Consider the following 16,280-nt stretch of genomic DNA (forward strand, 5'->3'; position numbering starts at 1 on the left):
GAATCTGACAAAGCATATGCTGTGTCAGGTTTTTTTTGTTTTTGCCTGCTTTGTTCTTGACTAAACCGAATATTTGCCATGGACAAGACATATGATGTACAAACCCAACGAATGCAAAGGATGATGGCAATGAGTCACAGAGCAGATGAAATCAGAAAACGATTAGAGAAAAGAAGAAAGCAGCTTTCCGGCTCAAAACGTTTCTCTACTCAGACAGTTTCTGAAAAGCAGAAACCCCCGTCCTGGGTGATGGTAACGGATCAGGAAAAACATGGAACAATTCCGGTTTATGAAGATAACATGCCAACATTCAACGGAAAACACCCATTGGTGAAAACAGATTCAATTATCCTGAAATGTCTTCTGTCGGCCTGCCTTGTTCTCGTTTCAGCTATAGCCTATAAAACAAACATTGGACCCGTCAGTCAGATTAAACCCGCCGTAGCCAAAACCTTTGAAACTGAATTTCAATTTGCCTCAGCAAGCCATTGGTTCGAAACCAAATTCGGAAATCCGCTTGCTTTCCTGGCTCCTGAACACAAAAATAAGGAACAGCAAATTGAAGTAGGCAAAGATCTGATCGCGCCTGCATCCGGGAAAGTACAGCAGGATTTTCAGGACAATGGGGAAGGAATTAAAGTCGAAACAAGCAGTGATAAGATTGATAGCGTAAAAGAAGGCTATGTGGTTGAAGTCAGCAAAGACAGCCAAACGGGACTGACGGTTAAGGTGCAGCATGCTGACAACACCTATAGTATCTATGGCGAGCTCAAAGATGTGGATGTTGCTTTATATGATTTTGTGGATAAAGGCAAAAAGCTCGGTTCGATTAAGCTTGATGATCATAATAAAGGGGTCTATTATTTTGCCATGAAAGACGGCGATAAATTTATTGATCCGATTCAGGTGATTACATTTGAATAAATGGCTCGACCTTATCTTAAAGATCCATGTGCATCCTTTTCTTTGGATTATCGCGGCGCTGGGCTTGCTCACAGGCCATATGAAAGCATTATTTTGTCTGCTCCTGATTGTATTGATTCATGAGCTGGGGCATGCTGCTCTGGCTGTGTTTTTTTCTTGGAGAATCAAGCGTGTTTTTTTGCTGCCGTTTGGGGGAACGGTCGAAGTGGAAGAGCACGGGAATCGGCCGTTAAAGGAAGAGTTTGCGGTCATTATTGCCGGCCCTCTTCAGCACATCTGGCTTCAGTTTGCCGCCTGGATGCTTGCAGAAGTCTCAGTGATTCATCAGCATACCTTTGAACTCTTCACCTTTTATAATCTTTCTATCTTATTTGTCAATTTACTGCCGATCTGGCCGCTGGATGGAGGAAAACTGTTATTTTTGTTGTTTTCCAAACAGCTGCCTTTTCAAAAGGCTCACCGGCTTAATCTAAAAACGTCGCTCTGCTTCTGCCTGTTGCTCGGGTGCTGGGTTTTATTCGTGATTCCTCTGCAGATCAGCGCATGGGTTTTGTTTGTCTTTCTGGCTGTTTCCTTGTTTGAGGAATATCGGCAAAGGCACTATATCCATGTGAGATTTCTCCTCGAAAGGTATTACGGAAAAAACAGGGAGCTTGAGAAACTTCTGCCGCTGACAGTAAAGGCGGAGGATAAAGTCTATCATGTGATGGCCGAGTTCAAACGTGGCTGTAAGCATCCGATTATTATAGAAAAATCAGGCCAAAAGCTCAGCCAGCTTGACGAGAATGAAGTGCTGCACGCTTACTTTGCCGATAAGCGGACGAATTCTTCCATGGAGGAGCTGCTTCTGCCCTACTAAAACTGATTGACAAACGCCTTGTATTTTGGTATATTTTTTAATGTTATGGATGTAGCACCATTGCTACAACCGCTCAGTACAGGTGTTAAGAGCTTTTACAGCCCCCTGGTATCTGGCGAGTCTTAGTCTAATAGGAGGTGCAGAGAATGTACGCAATCATTAAAACAGGCGGTAAACAAATCAAAGTTGAAGAAGGCCAAACTGTTTACATCGAAAAACTTGCTGCTGAAGCAGGTGAAACAGTTACTTTTGAAGACGTTTTGTTTGTTGGCGGAGACAACGTGAAAGTCGGCAACCCTACAGTTGAAGGCGCAACAGTAACGGCTAAAGTTGAAAAACAAGGCCGCGCGAAAAAAATCACTGTTTTCAGATACAAACCAAAGAAAAACGTTCATAAAAAACAAGGTCATCGTCAGCCTTACACTAAAGTGACGATCGAAAAAATCAACGCGTAAGCATGATTCAGGCAACAATCAGAAGGTCTCATGATAAAGGCATATTGTCTTTTGAAATGACGGGCCATGCGAATTTTGCTGAACATGGACAAGATCTTGTTTGTGCCGGAGTGACAGCCGTTGTGTTTGGAGCCGTTAACGCGGTCATTGTGCTCGCGGGCTTCGAGCCGCTTCTTGATATAGGGGAGGACGGGGGGTATTTTTATTTTGAATTCCCTGAATCTCTTGATCCAGAGGCACGCCAAAAAGCTCAGCTGCTGATTGAAGGCATGATTGTTTCGCTGGAGACAATCGAACGGGATTACAAAGACAACTTGCGTGTGACCACAAACATAATATAGGAGGTGAGCTACATGCTTAGATTAGATCTTCAGTTTTTCGCTTCTAAAAAAGGAGTAGGTTCTACAAAGAACGGACGTGACTCTGAGGCTAAACGTTTAGGTGCTAAACGTGCTGACGGTCAATTCGTAACAGGCGGTTCTATCCTTTACCGTCAACGCGGAACAAAAATTTACCCAGGTGAAAACGTGGGCCGCGGCGGAGATGACACTCTATTTGCGAAAATCGACGGAACTGTTAAATTCGAACGTTTCGGCCGTGACCGCAAAAAAGTGAGCGTATATCCTGTAGCTCAATAATGATTCAAAAAACTCCGGTCGATGATGACTGGAGTTTTTTTTGCAATATGCGGAGTAAACACCTAGAATGAAATGCAGAGTATGTGCGAGCAGACCCCGCCAAGAATGAGAATAAACATCTCAAACCCACTGGATATGTTCCCCAAGCAGTAATACATAAAATGTTCTGCCTGGCTGCAAATCAACCAAAGCCAGAAAAAAGGAACATGATATTTCTGGGAAAAACAATTGTTTTTCTAACAAAGCCTTCTCTGTTATAATTCATAATACACACTTATACAGACTCCTAAATAAGAAATTAAATGATTGGGAGTGCGAAAATGAAGGATGTTTCAAAAAATCAAGAAGAAAATATAAGCGACACGGCATTAACAAACGAACTGATTCATCTGCTTGGCCATTCCCGGCATGATTGGATGAATAAGCTGCAGCTGATTAAAGGAAACTTAAGCTTACAGAAGTATGACCGTGTCTTTGAAATGATTGAAGAAATGGTTATAGACGCAAAGCACGAATCAAAGCTCTCAAACCTGAAAACACCGCATTTGGCGTTTGATTTTCTTACGTTTAATTGGAAAACCCATTATATGACGCTTGAATATGAAGTTCTCGGAGAAATTAAGGATTTGTCGGCTTATGATCAAAAGCTGGCGAAACTGATGAGAAAGCTGTTTCATCTGTTTGATCAAGCAGTCAGCAGAGAGAGTGAAAATCATTTAACGGTTTCGCTTCAAACGGATCATCCTGACAGACAGCTGATTCTGTACCTTGATTTTCACGGCGCCTTTGCCGATCCATCTGCTTTTGATGATATTCGGCAGAATGGATATGAGGACATTGATATCATGCGTTTTGAAATCACGAGTCACGAATGTTTGATTGAAATTGGGTTGGACTAGCGGAGTTTTTAACGGTTTAGAACGGAGGACATTATGTTTGTAGATCAGGTCAAAGTATATGTAAAAGGCGGCGACGGCGGCAACGGTATGGTTGCGTTTCGCCGTGAAAAATATGTGCCGAAAGGCGGCCCTGCCGGCGGTGACGGAGGAAAGGGAGGAGACGTCGTTTTTGAAGTAGATGAAGGTCTCCGCACCCTGATGGATTTTAGATACAAAAAACACTTTAAAGCGATTCGCGGCGAGCATGGCATGTCCAAAAACCAGCACGGACGAAATGCTGATGATATGGTCATTAAAGTTCCGCCGGGCACCGTTGTGACAGACGATGATACGAAACAGGTCATCGCTGATTTAACAGAGCACGGACAGCGGGCTGTCATTGCAAGAGGCGGAAGAGGCGGAAGAGGAAATAGCCGCTTTGCTACACCGGCTAATCCCGCGCCTCAGCTTTCAGAAAACGGCGAGCCGGGAAAAGAACGCTACATTGTTCTTGAATTAAAAGTGCTTGCAGATGTCGGACTTGTCGGGTTCCCGAGTGTGGGAAAATCTACTTTGCTGTCTGTTGTCTCATCTGCAAAACCGAAAATTGCGGACTATCACTTTACAACGCTTGTCCCAAATCTCGGCATGGTTGAAACGGATGACGGACGCAGCTTTGTCATGGCCGATTTGCCGGGGCTGATTGAAGGCGCACACCAAGGCGTCGGACTTGGCCACCAGTTTTTGCGCCATATTGAACGGACGAGGGTTATTGTTCATGTCATTGACATGTCAGGCTTAGAAGGCCGTGATCCATATGATGATTATCTTACGATTAACCAGGAGCTGAGCGAGTACAATCTGCGTCTCACTGAGCGTCCGCAAATTATCGTTGCAAATAAAATGGACATGCCGGAGGCTGCGGAAAATCTCGAAGCCTTTAAAGAAAAGCTGACGGATGATTATCCGGTATTCCCGATCAGTGCGGTGACAAGAGAAGGTCTGCGTGAGCTTCTGTTTGAGGTTGCCAATCAGCTTGAGAACACACCGGAATTCCCGCTGTATGACGAGGAAGAGCTTACACAAAACCGTGTCATGTACACGATGGAAAATGAAGAAGTGCCATTTAACATTACACGCGATCCAGACGGTGTATTTGTGCTTTCAGGAGACAGCCTTGAGCGGTTATTCAAGATGACTGATTTCTCACGTGATGAATCGGTTAAACGGTTTGCAAGACAGATGCGCGGAATGGGTGTTGATGAAGCACTCAGAGAACGCGGAGCCAAGGATGGAGATATAATCAGGCTTCTGGAATTTGAATTTGAATTTATTGATTAATGAATGTTGGCTGAAAAGAGAGCCTGGTGCCAGGCTCTCTATTTTAAAGGGGGGATGCAAATGAAAGAGGAGACATTTTATCTTGTCCGTGAAGATGTATTGCCCGATGCAATGAGAAAAACATTAGAAGTCAAAAAGCTGCTTGATCGAAAAAAAGCAGATTCAGTAGCAGATGCCGTTCAAAAGGTCGATTTAAGCAGAAGTGCGTTTTATAAATACAGGGATGCTGTTTTTCCATTCTACACCATGGTAAAAGAACAAATTATCACACTTTTCTTTCATTTGGAGGATAGGTCAGGTGCGTTATCTCAGCTTCTTCAGGCGGTAGCTGATTCTGGAAGCAACGTTCTTTCCATTCACCAGACCATTCCGCTTCAAGGCAGAGCAAATGTGACACTGTCTATCAGTACGTCGGCAATGGAAGAAGACATTCATACATTAATGAATAAGCTCAGGAAGTTTGATTTTGTAGAAAAGGTTGAAATATTAGGTTCAGGTGCATAAGGGAGAGGAAATCGTCATGAAAGTCGGTTATTTAGGTCCAGCAGCTACATTTACACATCTAGCAGTCAGTTCTTGTTTTCAAAACGGCGCCGAACATGTTGCTTACCGCACCATTCCGGAGTGTATAGATGCAGCCGTTGCAGGCGAAGTTGATTTTGCTTTTGTTCCTTTGGAAAATGCATTAGAAGGATCTGTTAATCTAACAATAGACTATTTAATACATGAACAGCCCTTGCCAATCGTGGGTGAAATGACGTTGCCGATTCATCAGCACTTGCTCGTCCATCCCTCTAGAGAGAATGCATGGAAAGAGCTCGACAAAATTTACTCACATTCACACGCGATTGCGCAATGCCATAAATTTCTTCATCGACATTTTCCTTCCGTTCCATATGAATACGCCAATTCTACCGGGGCGGCAGCAAAGTTTGTCAGTGACCATCCCGAGCTGAATATCGGGGTCATTGCCAATGATATGGCAGCTTCTACATACGAATTAAAAATCGTGAAACGGGATATACAGGATTATAGGGACAATCATACAAGATTTGTTATCCTGTCTCCTGATGAAAACATATCTTTTGAAGTGAATTCAAAATTGAGTTCTAGGCCCAAAACGACCTTAATGGTCATGCTGCCGCAGGATGATCAGTCCGGGGCGCTGCATAGAGTGCTGTCTGCATTTTCTTGGAGAAATTTAAACTTGTCAAAAATTGAGTCACGTCCGACTAAAACCGGATTAGGCCATTATTTCTTTATTATTGATATTGAGAAAGCGTTTGATGATGTATTGATTCCAGGGGCCATGCAGGAGCTTGAAGCACTCGGCTGCAAAGTGAGGCTTCTGGGTGCATACCAGTCTTACCAATTATAAAAAAAGCCCACTAGAGGGCTTTTTTTAGTCTTTAATTAAAATGCCGGCTTCTTCGAGGGCTTGGCAAGCTTGATCGATGCGATGTTCATCAGGTGCTGTCAGTGTATGCAGGTGCACGCCGTCGGTCAGCTGTGATAAGTAGGCAGCATTCGTAGAATTGATTTTTTTGATGAAATGGCTAACTTCTTTCCGGGTGCCTACTTGGATGGCTGCAGTTAAATCTCCGTATACGGGATGCTCGATTTTTACGTCTTTTACTGTAACGCCTTCGTCGACGATGAGCTGCAGTTCCTCTTCTGTCCGTTCAGGACCGTGCAGACATGCTATGATTCTTTCTGCCTGCTGGTGCTGCTGAGCGGCTGCATCCATGTATACATATCCTTGGCTTGTGGCGATAATCGGTACATTTTTCGCTTTCAAGAGCGATATATCCTGTACAATAACCTGTCTTGAGACGTTCGCTTTTTTTGCGAGTTCTCCTCCTGTCAGCGGTGATTTAGATTCCTTCAGCCACAGAAGAAGCTGGTCACGCCTGTTGGCGCCCATTAGCTTTAATTCTTCGGTCAATATCAAATTCTCCTTTCTTTTGTTCCCAAAGCACTGTAAACGTATGTAATAACTGTTCCAGCTGTTCAGCTGTTGTATGCCTGCCAAAAGAGATGCGGATAAATTGCAGAGCTTCTTGTTCGGTTTTTCTTAATGCTTTCATTGTTTCAGACGGACCGTGGTAACCTGCAGAACAAGCGCTGCCGGTTGAAATGCAAATATTACTCCGATTACATTCTAACATAACATATTGTCCTTCAAATGAGTGAAAAAAACACCCTATAATATGCGGAAGACATTCTGCTTTCGAAGTGTCTGCTGCAAGGGTTACAGGGAGAGACCGAATACGGATTTGGTCTAGAAAGTATGTTCTTAATGCCTCATTGCGGGATATCTGTTTTTCCATTTCGCTTACGATCAATTCTGCAGCGGCAGTGAAGGCACCGATCCCGGGAACATTTACGGTGCCGGCTCTGAATCCGTATTCGTGAGTAGTCAGATGATAAACGGGTTTCCAAGGGACATCCGGCCGGATATAGACCGCCCCTACTCCTTTTGGACCGTGGATTTTATGGCTGGACATTGAGAGTGCATCTACTCCCAGATTTTTTGTATTGATCGGGATCTTTCCAAACGTTTGAACAGCGTCGCAATGAAGAAGAATCCCCTTATTGTGCAGGTATGAAGACAGGCGTTGAATGGGCTGAATGATCCCGGTTTCAGAATTTGCATGCTGAATAGATACAAGGCCTGTTTCCGGCCGGATATGGGCTAGTAATATTTCCTCGGTAATAAGCCCGTATTCATTCGGTTCAATGACTGTTACATCATATCCCTGCTGTTCCAAAAAAGCAGCGCAATTATGAATGGACTGATGCTCCATGGCAGTCATAATAAAATGTCTTTTCGTTTTTGGCAGGCCGTTTAGCAATGATTGAATGGCCAGAAAATTGGATTCAGTGCCGCCGCTTGTAAAATAGATGCCGCTTGCTTCTCCGCCAATGATGTTGGCGATTTTTTCACGGCAGTACTCCAGTATGTGCTTTGCTTTTCCTCCTGCATCATGCAGGCTGCTGGCATTTCCGTACATATCCATACTAAGCTTCTGATATACAGTAAGGGCTTCCTCACAAATAGGCGTTGTCGCTGCATAATCTAAATAAATCATCCGGTCTTCCTCCATCCGTTCTCCATAAAAAACTCTTGAGTTTATTTTATCCTTGTGTAAATATAGGTGTCAAGACAGGTGTAAACAACAGGAGGATGGCATATGTCTAAAAAGACGATTGCAGTCATCGGTTCAGGGGCGGCGGCACTTTCCTTAGCTGCAGCTTTCCCGCCCTCATACGAAGTGACTGTTATCACAAAAAAAAGCGTCAAAAACAGCAATTCTGTCTATGCACAAGGCGGGATTGCTGCGGCCTATGCAAAAGATGACTCGATTGAAGCCCATCTGGAGGATACGTTATACGCAGGGTGCGGCCATAATAATCTAGCTATTGCAGCAGACGTATTACATGATGGAAAAATGATGGTTCAAAGCCTATTGGAGCGTGGATTTCCATTCGACCGCAATGAACGAGGCGGTGTTTGTCTTGGAAGAGAAGGGGCCCACTCATACAACCGCATATTTCATGCTGGCGGAGACGCAACAGGCGGGCTGCTTATCGATTATTTGCTCAAACGGATCAACAGCAAAATCAAGTTAATCGAGAATGAAATGGCAGCAGATTTGCTTATAGAGGACGGACGATGTATCGGCGTCATGACAAAAGACAGCAAAGGGCGGCTCAAGGTAAGGCACGCAGACGAAGTTGTGCTGGCTGCCGGCGGCTGTGGAAACCTGTTTCTTCACCATACGAATGATCTCACTGTCACAGGTGACGGTCTTTCTCTGGCTTACCGGGCCGGGGCGGAATTAACGGATTTGGAGTTTACTCAGTTTCACCCGACACTGCTTGTGAAAAATGGTGTTTCCTACGGGCTTGTTTCAGAAGCTGTCAGAGGGGAAGGCGGATGTTTAGTAGACGAAAACGGCCGCAGGATTATGGCTGAACGGCATCCCTTAGGTGACCTGGCTCCAAGAGATATTGTCTCACGGGTTATTCACGAAGAAATGGCAAAAGGAAATCGCGTTTATATAGACTTCAGTGCGATTTCTGATTTTGAAACGCGTTTCCCTACCATCACCGCTATTTGTGAAAAAGCAGGGGTTGATATCCACAGCGGAAAAATTCCTGTTGCTCCGGGAATGCATTTCTTAATGGGAGGTGTTTCAGTTAATCGCTGGGGAGAAACGACAGTGCCGGGGCTTTATGCGATTGGCGAGACAGCATGCTCCGGTTTACATGGAGCAAACCGGCTTGCAAGCAATTCTTTATTGGAAGCGCTGGTATTTGGAAAAAGGGCAGCAGAGCATATTATCCAAAAACCGGTTTATAACAGGCAATATCAATCAGGGCTAGAAACCAGTGTCGTCTACGAGGTGCCGGATATAGAGGTGTATGAACTGCAAAGCAAAATGACAAGCCACATGTCTATTTTGCGGGAACAAAGCAGTTTGATTGAGCTTAGCATCTGGCTTCATACGCTGCCTTTTCAGGAAGTGAATGTGAAGGATATCACAATTCGGCAGATGGAGCTTTCTCATCTATGGCAAACTGCAAAGCTGATGACGTTTTCTGCGCTTTTGCGGGAGGAAAGCAGAGGGGCTCACTTCCGCACCGATTTTCCTCATGCTGAGGTGAGCTGGCAAGGAAGACAAATTGTCCATACAAAAAAAGGAACGAAGATCAGAAAAAACGAGGGGATTTGGAACAATGAATCATTTACAGCTGAAAAAATTACTGAATCACTTTTTTCTTGAGGATATTGGGACAGGGGATCTTACATCGCAGTCTATTTTTGGAGAACAGAGCTGTGAAGCGGAGATTGTTGCAAAGTCAGAGGGTATTTTTGCAGGAGCAGCGATCATAAAAGAAGGCTTTTCGTTATTGGACGAAAATGTTCGAATCATTTTACACAAAAAAGATGGGGACATGTTGCATAAAGGTGAAGTGATTGCCGAGTTACACGGTCCCGCAGCTGCGCTCCTTTCAGGAGAGCGGGTCGTATTAAATCTTATTCAGAGGCTGTCAGGAATTGCGACAATGACAAGAGAGGCTGTTCGGTGTCTGGATGATGAACAGATTAAAATTTGTGACACGAGAAAAACAACACCGGGGCTCAGAATGCTGGAGAAATATGCTGTCAGAGCCGGCGGCGGGTATAATCATCGATTCGGTTTGTATGACGGCATCATGATTAAAGATAATCATATCGCAGCATGCGGCTCTATTTTAGAGGCATGCAAAAAAGCCCGTCAGGCCGCAGGGCACATGGTAAATATCGAGGTGGAAATTGAAACGGAGGGACAGCTGCGGGAAGCAATTGCAGCTGGCGCGGATGTTATTATGTTTGACAACTGTCCGCCTGATACGGTCCGTCATTTTGCAAAGCTCACACCGGATCATATAAAAACTGAAGCCTCCGGCGGGATTACGTTAGAATCTTTGCCTGCTTTTAAAGGGACGGGTGTGAATTATATTTCATTAGGATTTCTGACTCATTCCGTCAAAAGTTTAGATATCAGCATGGATGTTACGTTATCAAATGAATCTGTGGAGGAATGCCGTTATGTCAATTCTTGATGTGATCAAACAATCGAATGATATGATGCCCGAAAGTTATAAAGAACTATCGAGAAAGGATATGGAAACGCGCGTTGCCGCCATTAAAAAAAAGTTCGGCAGCAGGCTCTTTATACCAGGCCATCATTATCAAAAGGATGAAGTGATACAATTTGCTGACCAAACAGGCGACTCCCTGCAATTGGCCCAAGTAGCGGAAAAAAACAAAGAAGCGGATTATATCGTATTTTGCGGCGTTCACTTTATGGCAGAAACCGCCGATATGCTGACAAGCGAGCGGCAAACGGTCGTCCTGCCAGATATGAGAGCAGGATGTTCTATGGCTGACATGGCTGACATGCAGCAGACCAATAGGGCATGGAAGAAGCTTCAGCATATATTTGGAGATACGATCATACCTTTAACTTATGTGAACTCCACTGCGGAGATCAAGGCATTCGTCGGAAAACATGGCGGAGCAACTGTGACTTCTTCAAATGCGAAAAAAGTGCTTGAATGGGCGTTTACACAGAAAAAAAGAATTTTATTTTTGCCTGATCAGCATTTAGGGAGAAATACGGCTTATGATCTGGGCATTGCGCTCGAAGATATGGCTGTGTGGGACCCGATAAAAGATGAATTAGTAGCTGAATCCGGGCATACGAATGTGAAAGTGATTTTGTGGAAAGGGCATTGCTCTGTTCACGAGAAATTCACCACTAAAAATATCCTTGATATGAGAGAGCGAGACCCCGACATTCAGATCATTGTGCACCCGGAATGTTCACACGAAGTCGTGACACTAAGCGATGATAACGGATCAACGAAATATATTATCGACACAATCAACCAGGCTCCGGCGGGAAGCAAGTGGGCAATCGGGACAGAAATGAATCTTGTTCAGCGGATCATTCACGAGCATCCAGATAAACAAATCGAATCACTCAACCCTGACATGTGCCCTTGCCTGACAATGAACCGAATTGATTTGCCGCATTTGTTGTGGTCGCTGGAACAAATTGAAAAAGGAGAACCTTCAGGCGTCATCAAGGTGCCAAAAGCCATTCAGGAAGATGCACTCCTTGCCCTGAATCGAATGCTTTCGATCACGTAGATCAGAAATATTTTCCCTTCCTTTACTCATAACTTCTTTTGTTCAGGCATATGTTGTGAAGAAACATATTGTAATCACAGCTGAACTGTTCACGTTTTGCATAGGAGGGGAAAACGTTGAAAATCCATATCGTTCAAAAAGGTGATTCGCTCTGGAAAATAGCTGAAAAGTACGGAGTCGATGTTGAGGAAGTGAAAAAACTCAATACACAGCTTAGCAATCCAGACTTAATCATGCCTGGAATGAAAATAAAAGTGCCGTCAGAAGGAGTCCCGGTCAGAAAAGAGCCAAAAGCGGGCAAAAGTCCTGCGGCCGGGAGTGTGAAGCAAGAACATCCATATGCGAAAGAGAAGCCTAAATCCGTTGTCGATGTAGAAGACACAAAGCCGAAAGAAAAGAAGTCCATGCCGTATGTCCCGCCGATGCCTAATTTGCAGGAAAATGTGTACCCTGAAGCTGATGTGAACGATTATTATGATATGAAACAGCTTTTCCAGCCTTGGTCGCCTCCTAAACCGGAGGAGCCGAAAAAACATCATGACGGAAATATGGATCATATGTATCATATGCAAGACCAATTTCCACAACAGGAGGCTATGAGTAATATGGAAAATGCAAATTATCCGAATATGCCTAATATGCCAAAGGCGCCAGAGGTAGGCGGTGTAGAAGAGGAAAACGTTCATCACACAGTTCCGAATATGCCGATGCCGGCTGTTCAGCCTTATTATCATTATCCGGCTCATTTCGTACCGTGTCCGGTGCCTGTTTCGCCAATTTTTCCAGGATCAGGATTATGCTATCCGTACTATCCGGCACAAGCTTATCCAATGCATCCGATGCATGGATACCAGCCAGGCTTTGTATCGCCTCAGTATGACCCGGGTTATGAAAACCAGCATCATGAAAACAGCCATCACGGACATTACGGTTCATACGGTGCGCCGCAATACGCATCTCCGGCTTATGGATCTCCGTATGGACATATGCCGTATGGCCCTTATTACGGCACTCCCCAAGTAATGGGAGCATACCAGCCTGCTGCGGCTCATGGTTACATGCCATACAAAGATCATGACGACTGCGGCTGTGACGGTGATCATCAGCCATATTTCTCTGCGCCTGGCCATTCGGGAATGGGAGCTTATGGAAGCCCTAATATGCCATATGGCACAGCTAACCCAAATCCAAACCCATATTCGGCAGGAGTTTCTATGCCAATGACGAATCAGCCTTCTGTAAACCAAATGTTTGGCCGGCCGGAAGAAGAAAATGAGTGATCGTTCGGAACGATGTAAATCGTTCCTTTTTTTATTTTCAAGCTGATCACTGCCAAATGGAGAGAACTGACACGCTTAACATGCCCCCCATACGCACATGATAAAAGCGAGCAAACATGCTCAATTCGTCCACGGGGGGTTTTTCCATTGGGTAAAAAAATGACGATCGCTAGCCTGATTCTAATGACAGCCGGCTTAACAGCTTGCGGAGCAAACGATAATGCTATGAATGATACGCGCAATAACGACAATACCCGTCCAATCGGATATTATTCAAATGAAAATGACGCCGATAGACAGGGAGACGGAATCGACCACGATGGTCCTGTTTCTGAATTAATGGAGGATCAGAACGACGGTAACCGAAACACCACGAATGTAAATAACCGTGACCGTGTTACTGCTGACGATCGTGTTCCTTTGGCAACTGACGGAACATATAACAACACGAATAACCGAAACATGAATCGGAATGCAGCGAACAACGGGTATGACAACCAAGAAAACAGAAGACTGGCTGCAAAAATTGCCAACCGTGTGAAACAAGTGAAAAACGTCAATGACACACAAGTTATGGTATCGGATGACCGAGTAGTTATCGCAGTCAAAAGCCACAGAGAGTTCACAAAGTCTGACAGAGATAATGTCGTAAAAGCAGCGCGCAACTATGCAAATGGCCGTGACGTCCAGGTATCAACAGATAAAGGGCTGTTCAGAAAACTTCATAAAATGAACAACCGCTAGGAAGGAAGGGCTGCCGGAAGTGATATTCGGCAGCCTTTTTCTTTGCATCAGCGAACAATTCCCATTAAAGTGTACATAGAAAATGTAAAAGAAGGTGAAAACATGGCAGGCCATTCCAAGTGGAAAAACATTCAAAAAAGAAAAAATGCACAGGATGCAAAGCGCGGCAAAATATTTATGAAGCTTGCAAAAGAAATCTATGTGGCAGCGAAAGAAGGCGGAGCGGATCCAGAAGCAAATTCAGCATTGCGTCTTGTCATCGAAAAAGCAAAAGGCGCCAATATGCCGAATGAAAATATAGATCGGGCCATTAAAAAAGCTGCGGGAGGCCAAGATGGAAGCAGTTATGAAGAAATCACCTATGAAGGCTACGGCCCTTCAGGGATTGCCGTCATGGTTGAATGCGTAACAGATAATAAAAACCGAACGGCGTCAAATGTGCGGACAGCCTTTAATAAAAATGGCGGAAGTCTGGGAGAAAGCGGATGTGTAGCCTTTTTATTTGAACGAAAGGGGTTCATTACGATAGACCGTACTGAACGGCAAATAGAAGAAGATGAGCTCATGCTTGATGTGCTTGAAGCAGGAGGAGAAGAGCTGCGAATTGAAGAAAACCTATATGAGGTTTTCACAGAGCCTGAGCATTTTGAAGAGGTGAAAACAGCCCTCGAATCAAAATATCTAATTTCTTCGGCGGAGGTGACCATGCTTCCCAATACCTATGCAGAAGCCGATGATCAGGCTGTTGAGAAGCTGGAAACATTAATAGACGTCCTTGAAGATGACGATGATGTTCAAGAAGTGTATACAAACTATCGCTCATAAAAAACCGGCACGATGTCAAATCGGGCCGGTTTTAGTATGTTCAGGAGACACGTTCACTTTCATGAGTGTATTCTTTCTCCCAGAAATCAGCGTTTTTGATACCCAGCGCTTTTGGATCAAAGACCGGGTCTAAGCCCTGCTTCTTTTGGCGCTCATAATCCTTTAAAGCAAGGAGCGCCGGCTTGGCAAGCAGCACAATGGCAATGACGTTCAGCCATACCATAATGCCAAGCCCTGCATCCCCTAATGCCCAAGCAAGTGAAGCTGTTTTCACAGTACCATAGAACGTGGCGGCTAAAATAATCAGTTTTAAGCCAAGCATTGCCCATTTGCTTTCTCTGCCTCGTGCTAAATAGGCGATATTTGTTTCTGCGATGTAGTAATACGCCATAATTGTTGTAAAAGCGAAGAAGAATAAAGCGATGGCAACAAAGCCTGCACCGAATCCGGGAAGAACACTGTCAATTGCCGCTTGTGTGAAACCAGGTCCTGCTTCTACGCCTTTAAGCTGGTGAACGATAAAGGAACCATCTGCAGCCTGGGTATTGTACATGCCGGTAAACAAGATCATGAAAGCTGTAGCGGAACATACAAACAAGGTGTCAATATAAACAGAAAATGCCTGAACCAGTCCCTGCTTGACCGGATGAGAAACCTCTGCAGCAGCTGCCGGATGTGGGCCTGTTCCCTGGCCGGCTTCGTTTGAGTAAATGCCACGTTTAACGCCCCAGGAAATCGCCATGCCGATCAAGCCGCCAAAAGCGGAATCCAATGCAAAGGCGCTTTTGAATATTAATGAGATCACAGCAGGCAATTCAGACACATTCATGACAATAATAATCAAAGACAGCAGGATATATCCAATGGCCATAAATGGAACAATCATTTGCGCCGCATTGGCAATTCGTTTGACGCCGCCAAAAATAATGAACCCTAATAATAAAACCAGACCGCACCCTGTGACGAAAGGAGAGATGCCGAATGCATTTTGGATCCCAGCCGCAATGGAGTTGGACTGTACGCCCGGCATTAGAAAGGCCATTGCAATAAGGGCAGCAGCGGCAAATAAGATGGCAAACCACTTAATGCCTAAGCCTTTTTCTATATAATAAGCAGGGCCGCCCCGATATTGACCGTCTTGTTTCACTTTGTAAATTTGAGCAAGCGTTGATTCTACAAAGGCACTCGCCGCCCCGATAAAGGCAATCGCCCACATCCAGAACACTGCACCGGGTCCGCCGAATGCAATTGCTGTCGCCACTCCCGCGATGTTTCCTGTGCCCACACGGCCGGACAGCGCAATCGATAACGCTTGGAAAGATGAAACGCCGGCTTCAGAGCTCTTGCCTTTGAACATCTGAACAATCATTTCTTTTAAATGTCGGACTTGTAAAAAACGGGTCATAATTGAAAAGGCGAATCCAATTCCCAATAAAATATAAATGACGGGCGTACTCCATAAGACCGCATTCAAACTAGCAACAAAATCTGCCATCAAGCTTCCCCCTCACTTCAAATTCGAATACATGTATAAAAAGGATTTTGGTCTAATCGAACTATTTCTACAATCGATTTGTCACATTATATGACCTGTAATTATCAATAAGAAGAGGAAGGGAAAAAGAAAAAA

The 16,280-nt window shown here is 44.5% G+C and carries 19 protein-coding genes and 1 other annotated feature; of the genes, 15 read left to right on the forward strand and 4 right to left on the reverse strand.

Annotation, left to right across the window (positions count from 1 at the left end):
* The first annotated feature begins 129 nt into the window (after positions 1 to 129).
* From spoIVFA to rpmA, 5 genes are all read left to right on the forward strand, one after another.
* The gene (gene spoIVFA / locus PUN35_RS00620) at positions 130 to 924 is read left to right on the forward strand and encodes a stage IV sporulation protein SpoIVFA (protein WP_014480453.1); all 795 of its coding nucleotides are present in this window, start codon (positions 130 to 132) and stop codon (positions 922 to 924) included.
* Entirely contained in the window at positions 917 to 1,783 is an 867-nt protein-coding gene (spoIVFB, locus tag PUN35_RS00625; RefSeq protein ID WP_014480452.1) for a stage IV sporulation intramembrane metalloprotease SpoIVFB, read from the forward strand. The genes spoIVFA and spoIVFB overlap by 8 nt, the downstream gene beginning before the upstream one ends.
* 57 nt (positions 1,784 to 1,840) lie before the next feature.
* Positions 1,841 to 1,916: a sequence feature (ribosomal protein L21 leader region), on the forward strand.
* A gap of 13 nt (positions 1,917 to 1,929) precedes the next feature.
* Positions 1,930 to 2,238, forward strand: a complete 309-nt coding sequence (gene rplU / locus PUN35_RS00630; RefSeq protein ID WP_003229668.1) for a 50S ribosomal protein L21 — start codon at positions 1,930 to 1,932, stop codon at positions 2,236 to 2,238.
* Between the two features lie 2 nt (positions 2,239 to 2,240).
* Positions 2,241 to 2,579, forward strand: a complete 339-nt coding sequence (locus tag PUN35_RS00635) for a ribosomal-processing cysteine protease Prp (protein WP_003229669.1) — start codon at positions 2,241 to 2,243, stop codon at positions 2,577 to 2,579.
* 12 nt (positions 2,580 to 2,591) lie between these two features.
* Positions 2,592 to 2,876, forward strand: a complete 285-nt coding sequence (rpmA, locus tag PUN35_RS00640) for a 50S ribosomal protein L27 (protein ID WP_003222623.1) — start codon at positions 2,592 to 2,594, stop codon at positions 2,874 to 2,876.
* Positions 2,877 to 2,996: 120 nt separating this feature from the next.
* Here rpmA and PUN35_RS00645 read toward each other — a convergent pair whose 3' ends face one another.
* Complete coding sequence (locus tag PUN35_RS00645) at positions 2,997 to 3,119, reverse strand: hypothetical protein (RefSeq protein ID WP_003229671.1); 123 nt, start codon at positions 3,117 to 3,119, stop codon at positions 2,997 to 2,999.
* Between the two features lie 77 nt (positions 3,120 to 3,196).
* On the opposite strand from PUN35_RS00645, the gene spo0B reads away from it, so the two are divergent.
* Genes spo0B through pheA form a run of 4 tightly spaced genes read left to right on the forward strand, consistent with a single transcriptional unit; the run spans position 3,197 to position 6,473 of the window.
* Entirely contained in the window at positions 3,197 to 3,775 is a 579-nt protein-coding gene (spo0B, locus tag PUN35_RS00650) for a sporulation initiation phosphotransferase Sop0B (protein ID WP_014480451.1), read from the forward strand.
* A gap of 33 nt (positions 3,776 to 3,808) precedes the next feature.
* Positions 3,809 to 5,095: a GTPase ObgE gene (gene obgE / locus PUN35_RS00655; RefSeq protein ID WP_003246161.1), complete on the forward strand. Its 1,287-nt coding sequence runs from the start codon at positions 3,809 to 3,811 to the stop codon at positions 5,093 to 5,095.
* A 60-nt stretch (positions 5,096 to 5,155) separates the two neighbouring features.
* Entirely contained in the window at positions 5,156 to 5,599 is a 444-nt protein-coding gene (gene thrR / locus PUN35_RS00660) for a transcriptional regulator ThrR (protein ID WP_003222630.1), read from the forward strand.
* A gap of 16 nt (positions 5,600 to 5,615) precedes the next feature.
* Positions 5,616 to 6,473, forward strand: coding sequence for a prephenate dehydratase (gene pheA / locus PUN35_RS00665; RefSeq protein ID WP_004398512.1), 858 nt, complete (start codon positions 5,616 to 5,618; stop codon positions 6,471 to 6,473).
* Positions 6,474 to 6,497: 24 nt separating this feature from the next.
* Here pheA and PUN35_RS00670 read toward each other — a convergent pair whose 3' ends face one another.
* Both PUN35_RS00670 and nifS read right to left on the reverse strand, forming a co-directional pair.
* Positions 6,498 to 7,040, reverse strand: coding sequence for a transcription repressor NadR (locus tag PUN35_RS00670; protein ID WP_004398582.1), 543 nt, complete (start codon positions 7,038 to 7,040; stop codon positions 6,498 to 6,500).
* Complete coding sequence (gene nifS / locus PUN35_RS00675) at positions 7,000 to 8,187, reverse strand: cysteine desulfurase NifS (protein WP_033881608.1); 1,188 nt, start codon at positions 8,185 to 8,187, stop codon at positions 7,000 to 7,002. The genes PUN35_RS00670 and nifS overlap by 41 nt, the downstream gene beginning before the upstream one ends.
* Before the next feature lie 102 nt (positions 8,188 to 8,289).
* Between nifS and nadB the strand changes: the two genes are divergently transcribed.
* The 6 genes from nadB to PUN35_RS00705 all read left to right on the forward strand — a co-directional run bounded on the left by nadB (position 8,290) and on the right by PUN35_RS00705 (position 14,650).
* The gene (gene nadB, locus PUN35_RS00680) at positions 8,290 to 9,885 is read left to right on the forward strand and encodes an L-aspartate oxidase (RefSeq protein ID WP_014480449.1); all 1,596 of its coding nucleotides are present in this window, start codon (positions 8,290 to 8,292) and stop codon (positions 9,883 to 9,885) included.
* On the forward strand, positions 9,839 to 10,708 hold the full coding sequence (nadC, locus tag PUN35_RS00685; protein WP_014480448.1) for a carboxylating nicotinate-nucleotide diphosphorylase: 870 nt from the start codon (positions 9,839 to 9,841) through the stop codon (positions 10,706 to 10,708). Before nadB ends, nadC begins: the two co-directional genes overlap by 47 nt.
* Positions 10,695 to 11,801, forward strand: coding sequence for a quinolinate synthase NadA (nadA, locus tag PUN35_RS00690; protein WP_014480447.1), 1,107 nt, complete (start codon positions 10,695 to 10,697; stop codon positions 11,799 to 11,801). The genes nadC and nadA overlap by 14 nt, the downstream gene beginning before the upstream one ends.
* 116 nt (positions 11,802 to 11,917) lie before the next feature.
* Entirely contained in the window at positions 11,918 to 13,081 is a 1,164-nt protein-coding gene (gene safA, locus PUN35_RS00695; RefSeq protein WP_014480446.1) for a spore coat assembly protein SafA, read from the forward strand.
* A gap of 147 nt (positions 13,082 to 13,228) precedes the next feature.
* Positions 13,229 to 13,825 (forward strand): spore germination protein SgpA, encoded by a 597-nt coding sequence (sgpA, locus tag PUN35_RS00700; protein ID WP_014480445.1) that lies wholly within the window; start codon positions 13,229 to 13,231, stop codon positions 13,823 to 13,825.
* A 102-nt stretch (positions 13,826 to 13,927) separates the two neighbouring features.
* On the forward strand, positions 13,928 to 14,650 hold the full coding sequence (locus PUN35_RS00705) for a YebC/PmpR family DNA-binding transcriptional regulator (RefSeq protein WP_033881612.1): 723 nt from the start codon (positions 13,928 to 13,930) through the stop codon (positions 14,648 to 14,650).
* Positions 14,651 to 14,690: 40 nt separating this feature from the next.
* Here the strand turns inward: PUN35_RS00705 and PUN35_RS00710 are convergent, their stop codons facing one another.
* Complete coding sequence (locus PUN35_RS00710) at positions 14,691 to 16,145, reverse strand: alanine/glycine:cation symporter family protein (protein ID WP_014480443.1); 1,455 nt, start codon at positions 16,143 to 16,145, stop codon at positions 14,691 to 14,693.
* Positions 16,146 to 16,280 lie beyond the last annotated feature (135 nt).

It is taken from the genome of Bacillus sp. N3378-2at (assembly GCF_033412715.1).
Taxonomy (GTDB): Bacteria; Bacillota; Bacilli; order Bacillales; family Bacillaceae; genus Bacillus; species Bacillus subtilis.

Excerpts from the sequence above, each read along its gene's own strand:
- spoIVFA (WP_014480453.1), top strand. The coding sequence starts at position 130 with ATGAGTCACAGAGCAGATGAAATCAGAAAACGATTAGAGAAAAGAAGA.
- rplU (WP_003229668.1), top strand. The coding sequence starts at position 1,930 with ATGTACGCAATCATTAAAACAGGCGGTAAACAAATCAAAGTTGAAGAA.
- PUN35_RS00635 (WP_003229669.1), top strand. The coding sequence starts at position 2,241 with ATGATTCAGGCAACAATCAGAAGGTCTCATGATAAAGGCATATTGTCT.
- rpmA (WP_003222623.1), top strand. The coding sequence starts at position 2,592 with ATGCTTAGATTAGATCTTCAGTTTTTCGCTTCTAAAAAAGGAGTAGGT.
- spo0B (WP_014480451.1), top strand. The coding sequence starts at position 3,197 with ATGAAGGATGTTTCAAAAAATCAAGAAGAAAATATAAGCGACACGGCA.
- obgE (WP_003246161.1), top strand. The coding sequence starts at position 3,809 with ATGTTTGTAGATCAGGTCAAAGTATATGTAAAAGGCGGCGACGGCGGC.
- thrR (WP_003222630.1), top strand. The coding sequence starts at position 5,156 with ATGAAAGAGGAGACATTTTATCTTGTCCGTGAAGATGTATTGCCCGAT.
- pheA (WP_004398512.1), top strand. The coding sequence starts at position 5,616 with ATGAAAGTCGGTTATTTAGGTCCAGCAGCTACATTTACACATCTAGCA.
- nifS (WP_033881608.1), bottom strand. The coding sequence starts at position 8,187 with ATGATTTATTTAGATTATGCAGCGACAACGCCTATTTGTGAGGAAGCC.
- nadB (WP_014480449.1), top strand. The coding sequence starts at position 8,290 with ATGTCTAAAAAGACGATTGCAGTCATCGGTTCAGGGGCGGCGGCACTT.
- nadC (WP_014480448.1), top strand. The coding sequence starts at position 9,839 with ATGAATCATTTACAGCTGAAAAAATTACTGAATCACTTTTTTCTTGAG.
- nadA (WP_014480447.1), top strand. The coding sequence starts at position 10,695 with ATGTCAATTCTTGATGTGATCAAACAATCGAATGATATGATGCCCGAA.
- PUN35_RS00705 (WP_033881612.1), top strand. The coding sequence starts at position 13,928 with ATGGCAGGCCATTCCAAGTGGAAAAACATTCAAAAAAGAAAAAATGCA.
- PUN35_RS00710 (WP_014480443.1), bottom strand. The coding sequence starts at position 16,145 with ATGGCAGATTTTGTTGCTAGTTTGAATGCGGTCTTATGGAGTACGCCC.